The 13201-nt window shown below is 34.2% G+C and carries 16 protein-coding genes; 9 read left to right on the top strand and 7 right to left on the bottom strand.

What is annotated here, in order from left to right; all coding sequences use genetic code 11:
- Positions 1-80 precede the first annotated feature (80 nt).
- The 3 genes from B4I81_RS10465 to B4I81_RS10455 form a co-directional block, all read right to left on the bottom strand.
- Positions 81-746, bottom strand: a complete 666-nt coding sequence (locus B4I81_RS10465; RefSeq protein ID WP_291110400.1) for an aspartate kinase — start codon at positions 744-746, stop codon at positions 81-83.
- Positions 747-807: 61 nt separating this feature from the next.
- Entirely contained in the window at positions 808-1167 is a 360-nt protein-coding gene (locus B4I81_RS10460) for a YraN family protein (protein ID WP_291110398.1), read from the bottom strand.
- 13 nt (positions 1168-1180) lie between these two features.
- Positions 1181-2077, bottom strand: coding sequence for a S66 peptidase family protein (locus B4I81_RS10455; RefSeq protein WP_291110396.1), 897 nt, complete (start codon positions 2075-2077; stop codon positions 1181-1183).
- 155 nt (positions 2078-2232) lie between these two features.
- Between B4I81_RS10455 and metG the strand changes: the two genes are divergently transcribed.
- From metG to B4I81_RS10435, 4 genes are all read left to right on the top strand, one after another.
- The gene (gene metG / locus B4I81_RS10450) at positions 2233-4290 is read left to right on the top strand and encodes a methionine--tRNA ligase (protein ID WP_291110394.1); all 2058 of its coding nucleotides are present in this window, start codon (positions 2233-2235) and stop codon (positions 4288-4290) included.
- Positions 4291-4360: 70 nt separating this feature from the next.
- On the top strand, positions 4361-5047 hold the full coding sequence (locus B4I81_RS10445; protein ID WP_291110392.1) for an HAD family hydrolase: 687 nt from the start codon (positions 4361-4363) through the stop codon (positions 5045-5047).
- Positions 5044-5667 (top strand): chloramphenicol acetyltransferase, encoded by a 624-nt coding sequence (locus B4I81_RS10440; RefSeq protein WP_291110390.1) that lies wholly within the window; start codon positions 5044-5046, stop codon positions 5665-5667. Before B4I81_RS10445 ends, B4I81_RS10440 begins: the two co-directional genes overlap by 4 nt.
- Positions 5668-6570, top strand: a complete 903-nt coding sequence (locus B4I81_RS10435; protein ID WP_291110388.1) for a histone deacetylase family protein — start codon at positions 5668-5670, stop codon at positions 6568-6570.
- A 35-nt stretch (positions 6571-6605) separates the two neighbouring features.
- On the opposite strand, the gene B4I81_RS10430 is transcribed toward B4I81_RS10435, so the two are convergent.
- The 3 genes from B4I81_RS10430 to B4I81_RS10420 all read right to left on the bottom strand — a co-directional run bounded on the left by B4I81_RS10430 (position 6606) and on the right by B4I81_RS10420 (position 7814).
- Complete coding sequence (locus tag B4I81_RS10430; RefSeq protein WP_291110386.1) at positions 6606-7043, bottom strand: HRDC domain-containing protein; 438 nt, start codon at positions 7041-7043, stop codon at positions 6606-6608.
- Positions 7044-7050: 7 nt separating this feature from the next.
- On the bottom strand, positions 7051-7374 hold the full coding sequence (locus B4I81_RS10425) for a single-stranded DNA-binding protein (protein WP_291110384.1): 324 nt from the start codon (positions 7372-7374) through the stop codon (positions 7051-7053).
- 119 nt (positions 7375-7493) lie between these two features.
- Positions 7494-7814, bottom strand: a complete 321-nt coding sequence (locus tag B4I81_RS10420) for a single-stranded DNA-binding protein (RefSeq protein ID WP_291110382.1) — start codon at positions 7812-7814, stop codon at positions 7494-7496.
- Between the two features lie 211 nt (positions 7815-8025).
- Here B4I81_RS10420 and B4I81_RS10415 point away from each other — a divergent pair, with 211 nt between their 5' ends.
- Genes B4I81_RS10415 through B4I81_RS10395 form a run of 5 tightly spaced genes read left to right on the top strand, consistent with a single transcriptional unit; the run spans position 8026 to position 11150 of the window.
- Positions 8026-8523, top strand: a complete 498-nt coding sequence (locus B4I81_RS10415) for a DUF6265 family protein (protein ID WP_291110380.1) — start codon at positions 8026-8028, stop codon at positions 8521-8523.
- A gap of 2 nt (positions 8524-8525) precedes the next feature.
- Positions 8526-8996, top strand: coding sequence for a hypothetical protein (locus B4I81_RS10410; RefSeq protein ID WP_291110378.1), 471 nt, complete (start codon positions 8526-8528; stop codon positions 8994-8996).
- Positions 8997-9007: 11 nt separating this feature from the next.
- Positions 9008-9358, top strand: a complete 351-nt coding sequence (locus tag B4I81_RS10405; protein ID WP_133608856.1) for a hypothetical protein — start codon at positions 9008-9010, stop codon at positions 9356-9358.
- 8 nt (positions 9359-9366) lie between these two features.
- Positions 9367-10224: an SDR family oxidoreductase gene (locus tag B4I81_RS10400; protein ID WP_291110376.1), complete on the top strand. Its 858-nt coding sequence runs from the start codon at positions 9367-9369 to the stop codon at positions 10222-10224.
- Between the two features lie 2 nt (positions 10225-10226).
- The gene (locus tag B4I81_RS10395; protein ID WP_291110375.1) at positions 10227-11150 is read left to right on the top strand and encodes a DMT family transporter; all 924 of its coding nucleotides are present in this window, start codon (positions 10227-10229) and stop codon (positions 11148-11150) included.
- 132 nt (positions 11151-11282) lie between these two features.
- On the opposite strand, the gene B4I81_RS10390 is transcribed toward B4I81_RS10395, so the two are convergent.
- A partial coding sequence (locus B4I81_RS10390) for a M13 family metallopeptidase (protein ID WP_291110373.1) occupies positions 11283-13201 on the bottom strand: 1919 nt, incomplete at its 5' end.

Genomic DNA, 13201 nt, shown 5'->3' with positions numbered 1-13201 from the left:
CTACTAAAAACCAAATTTAGTATATAGTTTGGTAAAAATACATTTATTTTTTGATGTGAAAAAAAATAGGAGGTTTTTTATTAATCAAAGACATTTTTTAAGTCTTTTATCACCTTGAATGCAATATCGATTTGATCATCACTAACTATTATGGTAAATTCATTTGTTGTTGAAATTACTTCATGAATAATAATTCCTTCCCATGCTAATCTTTGAAAAATGTAATAATAAACGCCAGGAGTCGAAATGTTTTCTTGAGGTAATTTAACCGTAATGGAAGAAAGATTTTCTATTTTATGCGTTAGTTTTTCGTGTTTGAAAATCGTTTCTATTAATTCTTCAACCGATGCACTTATCACAATATTCGTCTCATTTACACCACGAGATGAGGTGTAAAAAATATCTTGATATTTATTAATCTCTGAAATTAATTTAGCTTGATTATCTAGAAGCGTATCTGAAATAACATACGTAAAATCAGTTAATGAAGAACGAACGGTTATTTCACCAATATTTTTTAAAACTTTTGAAATTTTATAGTTGATTTTGAAGTCCAATTCTTCAGAAAGTCTTTTTAATGACATTACAACTGCACCTTGCTTGACATCTTTACCTAAATGTGCTTCTAATTCTGGCATCATTATACGAGCTAGTGAAGTTAAATTAATAATTCCTTGCGAAAGTGAACTTAGTAAAAAAGGCTTCGATTTAATGTATTGCTCTACTACTGAGGATATCGTTTTCATATTACTTGTTGTTTATTTGGCTCAAAGATAAAATAAAAAACAAATTGTTATAAATTTAACATTAAAAATAATAAAACGCTTCTTCAATATGTTCTATAACAAATTCTGTGTTTTCTTTATGAATAGCCACGATATCAAATCGAACTTCAACATCCAAGTCATTTTGAGTAACATACTCATTTATAGCTTTTACTAATAACTGTATTTTCTTAGGTTTTACAAAATCTTGAGGCAGACCAAATTCAATACTCGAACGCGTTTTTACTTCTACAACGGCTAGTATTTCATTTTTTTGAGCAATAATATCAATTTCGGCTTTATCAAAAACCCAATTCGTTTCCAAGATTTCGTAGCCGTTTTTTTCTAAGAAATCAACCGCTAATTCTTCTCCAAACTTTCCTAAATCATTATGTTCAGCCATTTTTAGTGTTTAGTTATTTGAAAGACAAAATCACTTCTTTATCATTCACTTCAAAATCTACTTGCTTTCCAAGAATCAAAGTCCGGTTGTCTTTTTGATGTCCAGCTGGGAATTCAAAAGCAATTGGAATGTTGTATTCTTTGGCAATTGCAGTAATAATTTGCACTTCGTTTTGCCCGAACGGAATTTCGTTATCGTGCATATCAGCCATACTTCCTACAATAATTCCTTTTACATTTTCGAAATAACCATTGCGTTTTAGATTGTACATCATTCTGTCGATGTGATACAAATATTCGTCCAAATCTTCAATAAAGAGAATTTTCCCTTTGGTATCAATCGATGATTTCGAACCCAATAAACTATATAAAATCGAAATATTTCCTCCCACTAATTCCCCAGAAGCTTTCCCTTTTATATCATATGGTTTTGATGGAATTGTATAGGAAATAACTTCTCCAAAAAGCGCTTTTCGCAGCGTTTCTTTTACTTCTTCTGGTGCTTTTGGAACCGTAAACGGCATAATCGAATGCAATGTTGCCACTCGTTCAACATTTAATTGACTGTGTAAAACCGTTACATCGGAAAAACCCATTATCCATTTAGGATGCTTTTTGAATTTCGTAAAATCTAACGAATCGATAATTCGAACCGTTCCATAACCACCACGTGCACACCAAATGGCTTTGATGTTTTCATCATCCATCATTTCTTGAAAATCGGCAGTTCTTTCGGCATCAGTTCCACCAAGTTGGCAACTATCTAAACCAATGGTTCTTCCTAATTTGGCTTTTAATCCCCAAGATGCTAATAATTCAATAGCGGGTTTTGCATCTTCTGGAAAAAATTTACGAGCGGTACAAACAATAGCAACTGTGTCGCCTTTTTTAAGATAAGGTGGAATTTTCATTTTCTTTTGCGAATGAGAAAAGTTTGAAATTAAAATAAGTAACAAAATAAATCTATACATCGTCAGATTTTATTAACTCAAAAGTAAACAAAATCCAATTAAAATTCGGGATTTCATCACTAATCGATTATTTTTGCATCAAATTTTATGATTCTATGTTAGAAAATCCGAAAAGATATACGATTACAGCGGCTTTACCTTATACGAATGGACCGATTCACATTGGACATTTAGCAGGTGTTTATGTTCCTTCTGATATTTATGCAAGATATTTGCGTTTGCAAGGAAAAGATGTAGCTTTCATTTGCGGAAGTGATGAGCACGGTGTGGCGATTTCAATGAAAGCTAAAAAAGAAGGTATTACACCTCAACAAGTAATTGATAAATATGACGGAATTATTCGTAAATCGTTTGAAGATTTCGGGATTTCTTTTGATAATTATTCGAGAACTTCTGCTGAGATTCATCATAAAACAGCTTCGGAATTTTTTAAAAAATTATACGATAACGGAGATTTCATTGAAGAAACTACCGAACAATTATACGATGCAAAAGCTGACCAATTTTTAGCCGATCGTTTCGTAACGGGAACTTGTCCAAAGTGCGACAATCCTGAAGCTTACGGAGATCAATGTGAAAAATGTGGTTCGACTTTAAACGCAACCGATTTAATTAATCCAAAATCAACTATTACAGGCGAAACGCCGATTTTAAAATCAACAAAACACTGGTTTTTACCTTTAAATCGCTACGAATCGTTCTTAAAAGAATGGGTTTTAGAAGGGCACAAAAACGATTGGAAACCAAATGTTTACGGACAAGTAAAATCATGGGTTGATGGCGGTTTAGAGCCAAGAGCGGTAACACGTGATTTGGATTGGGGAATTGATGTTCCTGTGGAAGGTGCCGAAGGAAAAAAATTATACGTTTGGTTTGATGCGCCAATTGGTTACATTTCGTCAACCAAAGAATGGGCGGCTCGTGAAGGAAAAGATTGGGAACCGTATTGGAAAGATGCTGATACAAAATTGGTTCACTTCATTGGAAAAGACAATATCGTTTTCCATTGCATCATTTTCCCAGCGATGTTAAAAGCGGAAGGAAGTTATATTTTACCCGATAATGTTCCAGCAAATGAATTTTTAAATTTAGAAGGAAACAAATTATCGACTTCTAAAAACTGGGCCGTTTGGTTGCACGAATATTTACAAGATTTTCCAGAAAAACAAGATGCGTTGCGTTATGCTTTAACAGCTAATGCTCCAGAAACTAAAGATAACGATTTTACTTGGAAAGATTTTCAAGCGAGAAACAATAATGAATTAGCGGCGATTTTTGGAAATTTCATCAATCGTGTCGTGGTACTAACTAATAAATATTACAACGGAATTGTTCCAACTCCAAACGAATTTTCGGAAGTTGACGAACAAACATTAGCCGAATTAAAAGCGTATCCAGCTGTAATTTCAAGTTCAATTGAGCGTTACAGATTTAGAGAAGCATTAGGCGAATTAATGAATGTAGCTCGTTTAGGAAATAAATATTTAGCCGATGAAGAACCATGGAAAATGGTAAAAGAAAATCCGACAAGAGTACAAACGCAAATGTATGTAGCATTGCAAATCGCTTCTGCTTTAGCGGTTTTATCGGAACCATTTTTACCTTTTACAGCTAAAAAATTATCAAATATTTTAAAAATCGATGCGTTAGGTTGGAACGATGTTACTACTAAAACAGACTTGTTACCAGCAGGACATCAAATTGGTCAAGCCGAAATCTTGTTTGCCCAAATTGAAGATGCCGAAATCCAAAAACAATTAGACAAATTAGAAGCAACTAAAACCGCCAATAAAGTGGAAAACGCAAAAGCGGAACCTCAAAAAGACATCATCACTTTCGAAGATTTTGCTAAAGTAGATTTACGAATTGGAACCATCATCGAAGCTGAAAAAATGCCAAAAGCCAATAAACTTTTAGTGTTAAAAGTAGATACAGGAATTGATGTAAGAACCATCGTTTCTGGAATTGCTGAGCATTTTACACCAGAAGAAGTAATTGGAAAACGCGTAACCGTTTTAGTCAACTTGGCGCCAAGAGCTTTACGTGGTGTAGAAAGTGAAGGTATGTTGTTATTAACGAATAATGCAGAAGGTAAATTAGTTTTCGTAAATCCAGATGCAGAAGGCGTGATTAATGGTGCAATGATATCTTAAAAATAACCGCAGATTCGCAGATTAAAAAAACTTAAAAAAATCTGTGAATCTGCGGTAAAAAACAACAACTATGACTCCAAAAATAATCGCTTTCGACGCAGATGACACTTTATGGCACAACGAACCTTATTTCGATGAGGCGCAAGAACGCTTTTGTGTGTTGTTTCAAGATTATGCTTCGAGTCAAGAAATTTTGGGATTGATTTTGAATCATCAGGTGAAAAATTTGCCTTTGTATGGTTTCGGAATTAAAGCGTTTACCTTGTCGATGATTGAAACCGCCTTGCAATTGACAAATCATCAAATTTCAGGAAAAGGAATTGAGCAAATTTTAGCCATTGGAAAAGATTTATTGCAAAAACCTGTCGAATTGTTACCCAACGTTGAATCCGTTTTGGAACAATTGAAAGGGAAATATAAATTGGTTGTTGCCACAAAAGGCGATTTAAAAGACCAACATCGTAAATTACACGATTCAGGAATTGGTGCTTACTTTCATCATATTGAAGTAATGAGCGACAAAGCCGAATTAGATTACGAAAAAATGCTAGGTCGTTTGGATTGCAAAGCCGAAGATTTTCTAATGATTGGAAACTCGTTAAAATCGGATGTTTTACCAGTTTTAAATATTGGCGGACATGCGATACACATTCCGTATCATACGACTTGGGAATACGAAAAAATTGATTTCGAAATCAAGCACGAAAATTTCAAATCATTTGCAAACATTACCGAAATCTTAGCTTTATTAAAATGAAACAAAAAATAGACATATCTTCTTGGAATCGAAAAGAACATTTTGAATTTTTCAATACTTTCGAAGAGCCCTTTTTTGGTATTACCACATCAATCGATATGACTATTGCTTACGAAAAAGCGAAAGCCATGAAAATTCCGTTTTTTGTTTACTATTTACACAAAACGATTGCTGCCGTTAACCAAGTAGAAAATTTCAGATACCGAATTGAAGAAAACGAAGTAGTGCTTTATGACGAAATTGACGCTTCATCTACCATCATGCGGGAAGATAAAACGTTTGGTTTTTCGTTTATGAAGTTTCATTCTGACATTCACGAATTTGCCAAAATCGTACAAACTGAAATTGAAAGAATTCAAATTACACCAGGACTTTTTACCAGAGAATTTCCTGAAAATATCATTCACTTTTCTGCTGTTCCTTGGATTAATTTCACAGGGTTAACACACTCTAGAAAATATACTTTAAAAGATAGTTGCCCGAAAGTTTCGTATGGAAAATTAATGCTCGAAAATGGTAAAAAAACCATGGCAATGACCGTTTTAGCACATCATAGCCTAGTTGATGGTTACCACATGGGTTTATTTGTAGATGAATTGCAAAAATTAATGAACTCATAGATGTTTCCGATTGCGTTTCACTCTATTTTTAAACATCCATTACCTGAAGGACATCGTTTCCCGATGTTGAAATACGAATTATTACCACAACAATTACTACACGAAGGTATTGCTTTAAAAACCGATTTCTTTGAACCTGAAATTATCCCGATTGAAACTGTTTTAAGGATTCATACAAAAGAATATGTTTCCGATTTGCTGAATTTAACTTTAGATCCTAAAGCAGCACGAAAAATTGGTTTTCCGCTTTCTAAAGAACTTGTAGAACGAGAATTGCGAATTGCCCAAGGAACGATTTTAGGTTCCGAAAAAGCCTTTGAAACCAAAGTTGCCTTCAACATCGCTGGCGGAACGCATCATGCTTATTCAAATCACGGGGAAGCTTTTTGTTTATTGAATGACCAAGCCATTGCTGCTCAATATTTGTTAGATAAAAAACTAGCAAAAAAAATCTTAATCATCGATTTAGACGTGCATCAAGGGAATGGAACGGCAGAAATTTTTCAAAATAACGATAATGTCTTTACCTTTTCCACCCATGGAAAATCGAATTATCCGTTTAAAAAAGAAACTTCTGACTTAGACATTGCTTTTGAAGACAATACTTCTGATGAGGATTTTTTAAAAACCATTTCCGAAATCATTCCTAAACTAATAGAGCAACAAAAACCCGATTTCATTTTCTATTTGGCCGGAGTTGATATTTTAGCTTCTGATAAATTAGGAAAATTAGGTTGCTCTGTTGATGGTTGTAAAAAAAGAGATGCCATTGTGTTCCAAAATTGTGAGCGTTACCAAATTCCAGTTCAAGTGAGCATGGGTGGCGGTTATTCTCCTGAAATCAAAACGATTATTGAAGCACATGCGAATACCTATCGAGTAGCGAAAGACATTTTGTTTTAAATAAAAAACCACCAACTTTCGCTGGTGGTCTTTTCTCAAACGGCATTTAAAATTGCTAAAATATCTTCTCCGAATCGCTCCGATTTTTGTTTTCCGAAACCTTTGATTTGTTGTAATTCATCTAAGTTGCTTGGCTTGTACATGGCTAAATCGATTAATTCTGAATTGTGACAAATCATGTATTTTTTCAGTTTCAAAGCTTCTGATTTTTCGTTTCTCCACTGATTCAAATAACCGTAAACTTGCTTGTCTTTCGGATTCAAATCTTCATACGATTTACGTTCTAATCGCTCTGGTTTTTCTTGTTCTTCTGATTCATAATGAACAATAACCGACCAATGTGCTTCTTCACTTTCCACAAATTGTGTGCTCGATTTTTTAAACGTAACCGAACTCAAAAAAGCATTCAATTGTTGTTGGTCGAAGTCCAAAAATGCTTTATCCAATCTGATTGAAAATACTTTAACTTGCATAACATCCTTATTTACCGATTAACAAAATCTCGTTTGCAATTACTTCAGTAACATAGCGTTTGTTTCCGTCTTTGTCGTCGTAACTTCTGTGTGTTAGTTTGCCTTCAATAGCAATTTCTTTTCCTTTGGTTACAAATCTTTCGATAATGTCGGCTGTTTTTCCCCAAGCGGTTACTCGATGCCATTGCGTTTGTTCTACTTTGTCACCGTTTTCACGATAATACACTTCATTTGTAGCGATGCTGATGTTGGCTAATTTTTTTCCTCCTTCAAGGTTTTTGATTTCTGGTTCTTGACCCACGTGTCCGATTAATTGTACTGAGTTTTTCATGGCGTATAAAATTTAAATATTTGTGTTATTTGATTTTTTGGAACACAGATTTATGAAATTGGAATAATTTAAAAAATCTATGTGTTGAACTTGATTTTTAAATTTGTTCTTGAACTTGACTATTTGCTTAGTAAAACCAATTCATTCGCAACCACTTCTGTGATGTAACGTTTGTTTCCGTCTTTGTCGTCGTAACTTCTGTGAGTTAGTTTACCTTCGATGGCAACATGACTTCCTTTGGTTAATAATTTTTCGATGATATCTACTGTTTTTCCCCAAGCGGAAACGCGGTGCCATTCGGTTTGTTCTACTTTTTCTCCTTTGGCGTTCGTGTAACTTTCATTTGTAGCAATTGTGAAGTTAGCTACTCGTCCAGATTCTAAGTTTTTGATTTCTGGTTCTTGACCTACATGTCCGATTAATTGTACTCTGTTTTTCATGGCGTGTAAAAATTTAAATGTTTATGTTAATTGAATTTTGAAATTGAACTTGCACTTGAATTTTGCTTTCGTTCATTTCGACAGTGCAAAGATGTGGCAAGAAAAAAACGTTATTCGGTAATTAGCTATTTAATTTCGGTTGTAAATATTTGTAAGCGTTTGTAAATGGAAATTATTTTTGTATATTCGCTTAAACTATAAGACTTTACAGATGAAAAAATCTCTCTTTCAAAAAAGTATTTATTTTTTACTTTTTATTTGTTCGTTTAGTGCATTTGCACAAAACACTTTGAATTACAACGATGAAAAAGGGTCACCAAAAGCCACTTTACAAGATGTAAAATGGATTGTGGGCAATTGGACAGGCGAAGCTTTAGGCGGCATTTGTCAAGAAACGTGGAGCGAACCGATTGGAAATTCGATGATGTTTAGTTTCAAATTAGTGGTTGATGGGAAAGTTGCTTTTTATGAATTGGGACACATTATTGAAAAAGACAAAACCCTTTTGTTACAACTCAAACATTTTGATGGCGAATTAAAAGGTTGGGAAAAAGTGGAAGTGAGTGAGAATTTCAGACTGGTAAAAGTTACTCCAACCCATGTGTATTTTGACAAATTTACTTTTGAGAAAATTTCGGATAATGAAATTAATATTTACGTGGTTTTTGAAGATAGTGGTAAGGAAATGAAGTTTAATTTTAAGAAGTAAAGATGAAATACATTATTATACTATTTTTAACCAGTTTTTATTATGTTAAAGCTCAAAATGTTGCGGAACATTTCAAAACAAAACAATTTGAAGTTGCGATTTTTCCAGAATCAAGTTATGAAATAATGCCGGGAAAAAGATTTACACCAACAAAAGAAGAAATATTTGAAGCTGAAAAAGCGTTAAAATCAAAACTTAAAGAAGCCAATAGAAATTTAGAAAATCAATACAACTCACCAATTATTCACAGAAATCTAAAGAAATACAAAAGACAATATTTTGGTTTCATAAATGATAAAGGCGAAAAAATTCTTTATATAAATTCACTTTGGAGTAAATCTATTAAAGAACACAATTGGCATTGGTTGAATGAAATAATTTGGATTTCAGATGGCGGAAGTCATTATTGGAATATTGAATATAACTTAGAAACCGATGAATTAGAAAATTTAAAGGTTAATGGATACGCTTAAAAAATACTACTATGAGTAAAACCTGTTTAGAATGTGGCGATAAAATTATCGGTCGCGAAGACAAAAAGTTTTGTTCGGATGGTTGCCGCAATGCGTACAACAACAAAATGAACAAAGATCAGAACAATCTGATGCGCAACATTAACAACAAATTGCGTAAAAATTACCGCATTTTGTGTGAACTCAACCCAGAAGAGAAAGGAAAAACTACGAAAACTAAATTACTAAGCAAAGGTTTCGATTTTGAGTTTTTTACCAGCATGTTGCAAACCAAAACGGGCAACACTTATTTCTTTTTGTACGACCAAGGCTATCGCGCTTTAGAAGATGATTTTTATATGTTGGTGAAGAAAGATAGTTAAGAGAATAGATGAAAGAAGAAAGAGAAAAGATTGCCATATTAGGTTGCGGTTGGCTCGGATTACCGTTAGCCAAATCATTACTTTCAAAAGGTTACGAAGTAAAAGGTTCTACGACTTCGGAAAGTAAATTGGAAGTATTGAAAAATGCTGGGATTTCGCCTTTCCAAATTCAATTGGAGGAACATCAAATCATTGGAAATATGGAAGATTTTCTAAAAGAAACCGATGTTTTAGTGATTGATATTCCACCAGGATTGAGAAGAGAAATTTCGTCTTCTAACGAAATGACATTTGTAAATAAAGTAAAAACGCTAATTGCGTTTATTGAAAAATCAGATGTTCAGAAAGTTGTTTTTGTGAGTTCGACTTCGGTTTATGGTGATAGTTTTCCAATTGTTGAAATTACGGAAGAAACAAAACCAAATCCTGATACTGAAAGTGGCAAACAATTAGTTATTGCCGAAAAACTTTTGCAATCGAATCCGCATTTCAAAACTACCGTAATTCGTTTTGGTGGTTTACTTGGCGAAAATCGTCATCCAGTAAAATTTTTGGCAGGAAGAACGAATGTGGAAAATCCAGATGCGCCAGTGAATATGATTCAGAGAGAAGATTGTATTGGAATAATTGAAACTGTAATTGATAAAGGACTTCGACAAGCTCAGTCTGACAATTGGGAATGGAACCAAACCTTCAACGCTGTCGCACCTCATCATCCAACACGTAAAGCATATTATCACAAAAAAGCTAAAATTTTGAATTTGCCATTACCTACCTTTGCCGAAAATTCGGAATCGAAAGGTAAAATTATTTCCAGTAAAAAAGTGGAAACAATTTTGGGTTATTCGTTCCAAAAAGAAATTTAGTAATGGCGTATTTTAGCGTATTTCACAATTACATTAAGCAAAAGAAAAATGCAATTGGCTTGCCCATTTTAGCATTAATTTGGATGAGCTTTTTCTGGGGAACCACTTGGATTGCTTCCAAAGAAGGCGTAAAACACATGCCTCCGATGCAATTGGTAGCCCTGCGTCAACTTTTTGGTGGATTGTTGTATTTGCTGTATTTCTTAATCAAAAAACATCCTTGGCCAAACAAACGACAGTGGCGTACGATTTTGGTTTTGAGTGTTTTGAATTTCATGCTGAGTAACGGTTTGAGTACCTGGGGCGTGAAATACATTTCGAGTGGTTTGGGTGCGATTATTGGTTCGATTTTTCCTCTTTGGATTGTCATTATCAGTTTGTTTCGAGGACAAAAAACATCATGGAAAGCGGTTGTTGGTTTGATTGTCGCTTTTGGCGGAATTTGCGTCATTTTTTACGATTACCTCAACGATTTCTTAGAACCAGAATTCCGATTTGGAATTTTACTTTCGGTAATTGCTACTTTTACTTGGGCGTTGTCTTCGATTTATATCAAAGAAAATAAGACGAATTTCAATCCGTATTTTAGTTTGGGATTGCAAATGTTGATTTCGAGTATTGTGATTTCGAGCGTGATTGGATTTAATGGGGCTTCGGTTCCGTTAAGTGAAATTCCAGCAATTTCTTGGTGGTCGATTGGTTATTTAGTCGTTTTTGGTTCAGTGTTGACGTTTATAGCGTTTATTTATGCTTTAGAAAATTTACCAACAGAAATCAGCAGTTTGTATGCCTACATCAATCCGATGGTAGCGTTGTTTTTTGGTTATTTGTTGTTTAATGAACCTTTGACCACTGCAATTATCATTGGTGGAACGATAACGATTATTGGACTTTATTTAGTGAATCGTGCGATTAAGAAGAAATAGTTTTTAGCCACTGATTAAAGGATTTTCACGGATTGTAATCCTTCTAATCTTTTAATCCGTGGCGATAATCTTTACTATTCAACAAAAAAATCCCACCTAAAAAGATGGGATTTGATTTTATTTTGAATTTGATTACCAAATTTTCACGCGTTTTTCAAAAGGCAAATACATACCATTATGTGGTAAAATATTAAACGCTTTGTAAAACGCTTCCACATTTTGTAACGGCACATAAGCACGATACATTCCTGGTGAATGCGAATCGGTTTTTACTTGGTTTTTGATAGCTTCATCACGCATTTTGCTTCTCCAAATGGTTGCCCAAGAAATAAAGAAACGTTGTTCTGGTGTAAATCCGTCGATTAAATCAGGCTTTCCGTTTGCTTTCAAATAGATTTGTAATCCATCATAAGCGGCGTTAACTCCACCTAAATCTCCAATGTTTTCACCTAAAGTGAATTTTCCATCCACAAAAATTCCTGGTAATGGTTCTAAAGCTGAATATTGATCTGCTAAAGCACTTCCTAACGTTGTGAATTGTTTCAAATCTTCATCACTCCACCAGTTTACTAAGTTTCCATCCGCATTATATCTTGAACCTGAATCGTCAAATCCGTGTGAAATTTCGTGACCAATTACGGCTCCAATTCCACCATAATTTACTGCTTCATCTGCTCTGTAATCGTAGAAAGGTGGTTGTAAAATCGCAGCTGGGAATACAATCTCGTTATTTGTTGGGCTGAAATAAGCGTTAACTGTTTGTGGCGACATTCCCCATTCTTCTTTGTCAACAGGTTTCCCCATTTTTTCAATGTTTTTCTTGTGACTCCATCTCGCGTACATTTTTGAATTTTCAAAATACGTTCCGCCTTGTTCTGGTGACTTTACTTCAAGAGCTGAATAATCTTTCCATTTATCAGGATATCCAATTTTTACTCGGAATTTATTCAACTTGATTTTTGCATTTTCCTTAGTCGCTTTTGTCATCCAAGGTAAATTATCAATTCGGTTATTGAAAGCTTGCATTACGTTTGCAATCATATCTTGCGCTTTTGCTTTTGCTTCTGGCGGGAATTTTTTTGCAACATATAATTTTCCTAACGCTTCACCTAATCTTCCATTAACGGTTGCTAAAGCTCTTTCTTCAGCTGGACGTTGTTTTACAGCTCCAGTTAACGTTTTTCCGTAAAAATCAAAATTCGCATTTTCGATATCGGTTGATAACAAACCTGCTGAACCTCTTAAAGCTGTCCAACGCATGTAGGCTTTCCAATCTTCAATTTGGTTATCTTTTAAAATAGTTTCGACTGTTTGTAAATATTTTGGTTGTGAAACAACTAACGAATCTACTTTTCCAATTCCAACACTTAGGAAATACGTATCCCATTTTACGGTTGGCGCTAATTTTTGTAAATCAGCAAAACTCATTGGATTATAGGTGTTTCTTCTATCTCTTCTTTGAACACGGTCTAACGTAGCGGTTGACATTTTAGTCTCTAAAGCTAAAATTTTCTTCGCATTCGTATTAGCTGTAGCTTCAGATTCACCTAAATATTGTAACATTCTGGTGACGTGAGCCACGTATTTTTCACGTTTTTCTTTGTTGTCTGGCGCATCGGAAACGTAGTAATCTCTATCTGGTAAACCAAGACTTCCGGTTCCTACATAAATTACGTTTTTGTTACTGTTTTTAGCATCGGCGCCAATGTAACTTCCGAAGAAACCTAATCCCATTTCGGGTTCCATTTCGGCTAATAAAGCTACTAATTGATCAGCATTTTGAACGCTATTAATTTTCGTTAAATAAGGTTTTAACGGGTCGATTCCGGCTTTGTTTCTACTTACCGTATCTAAAACTGTTTTGTATAAATTTATTGCTTTTGCTTGATCAGAATTTGGATTGATAGTTTTGTCTTTGATAGCTTCTTTTAAGATGGCCATTACATCGTCATCGGTGTTTTTACGAAGTTCGTCAAAACTTCCCCAACGCGTTCTGTCTGCTGGAATTTCGGTTTTATCTAACCAAGTTCCATTTACATAACGATTGAAAT

It is taken from the genome of Flavobacterium sp. UBA6195, assembly GCF_002422095.1.
Taxonomy (GTDB): Bacteria; Bacteroidota; Bacteroidia; order Flavobacteriales; family Flavobacteriaceae; genus Flavobacterium.
This window is presented reverse-complemented; position numbering and strand designations above follow the sequence as displayed.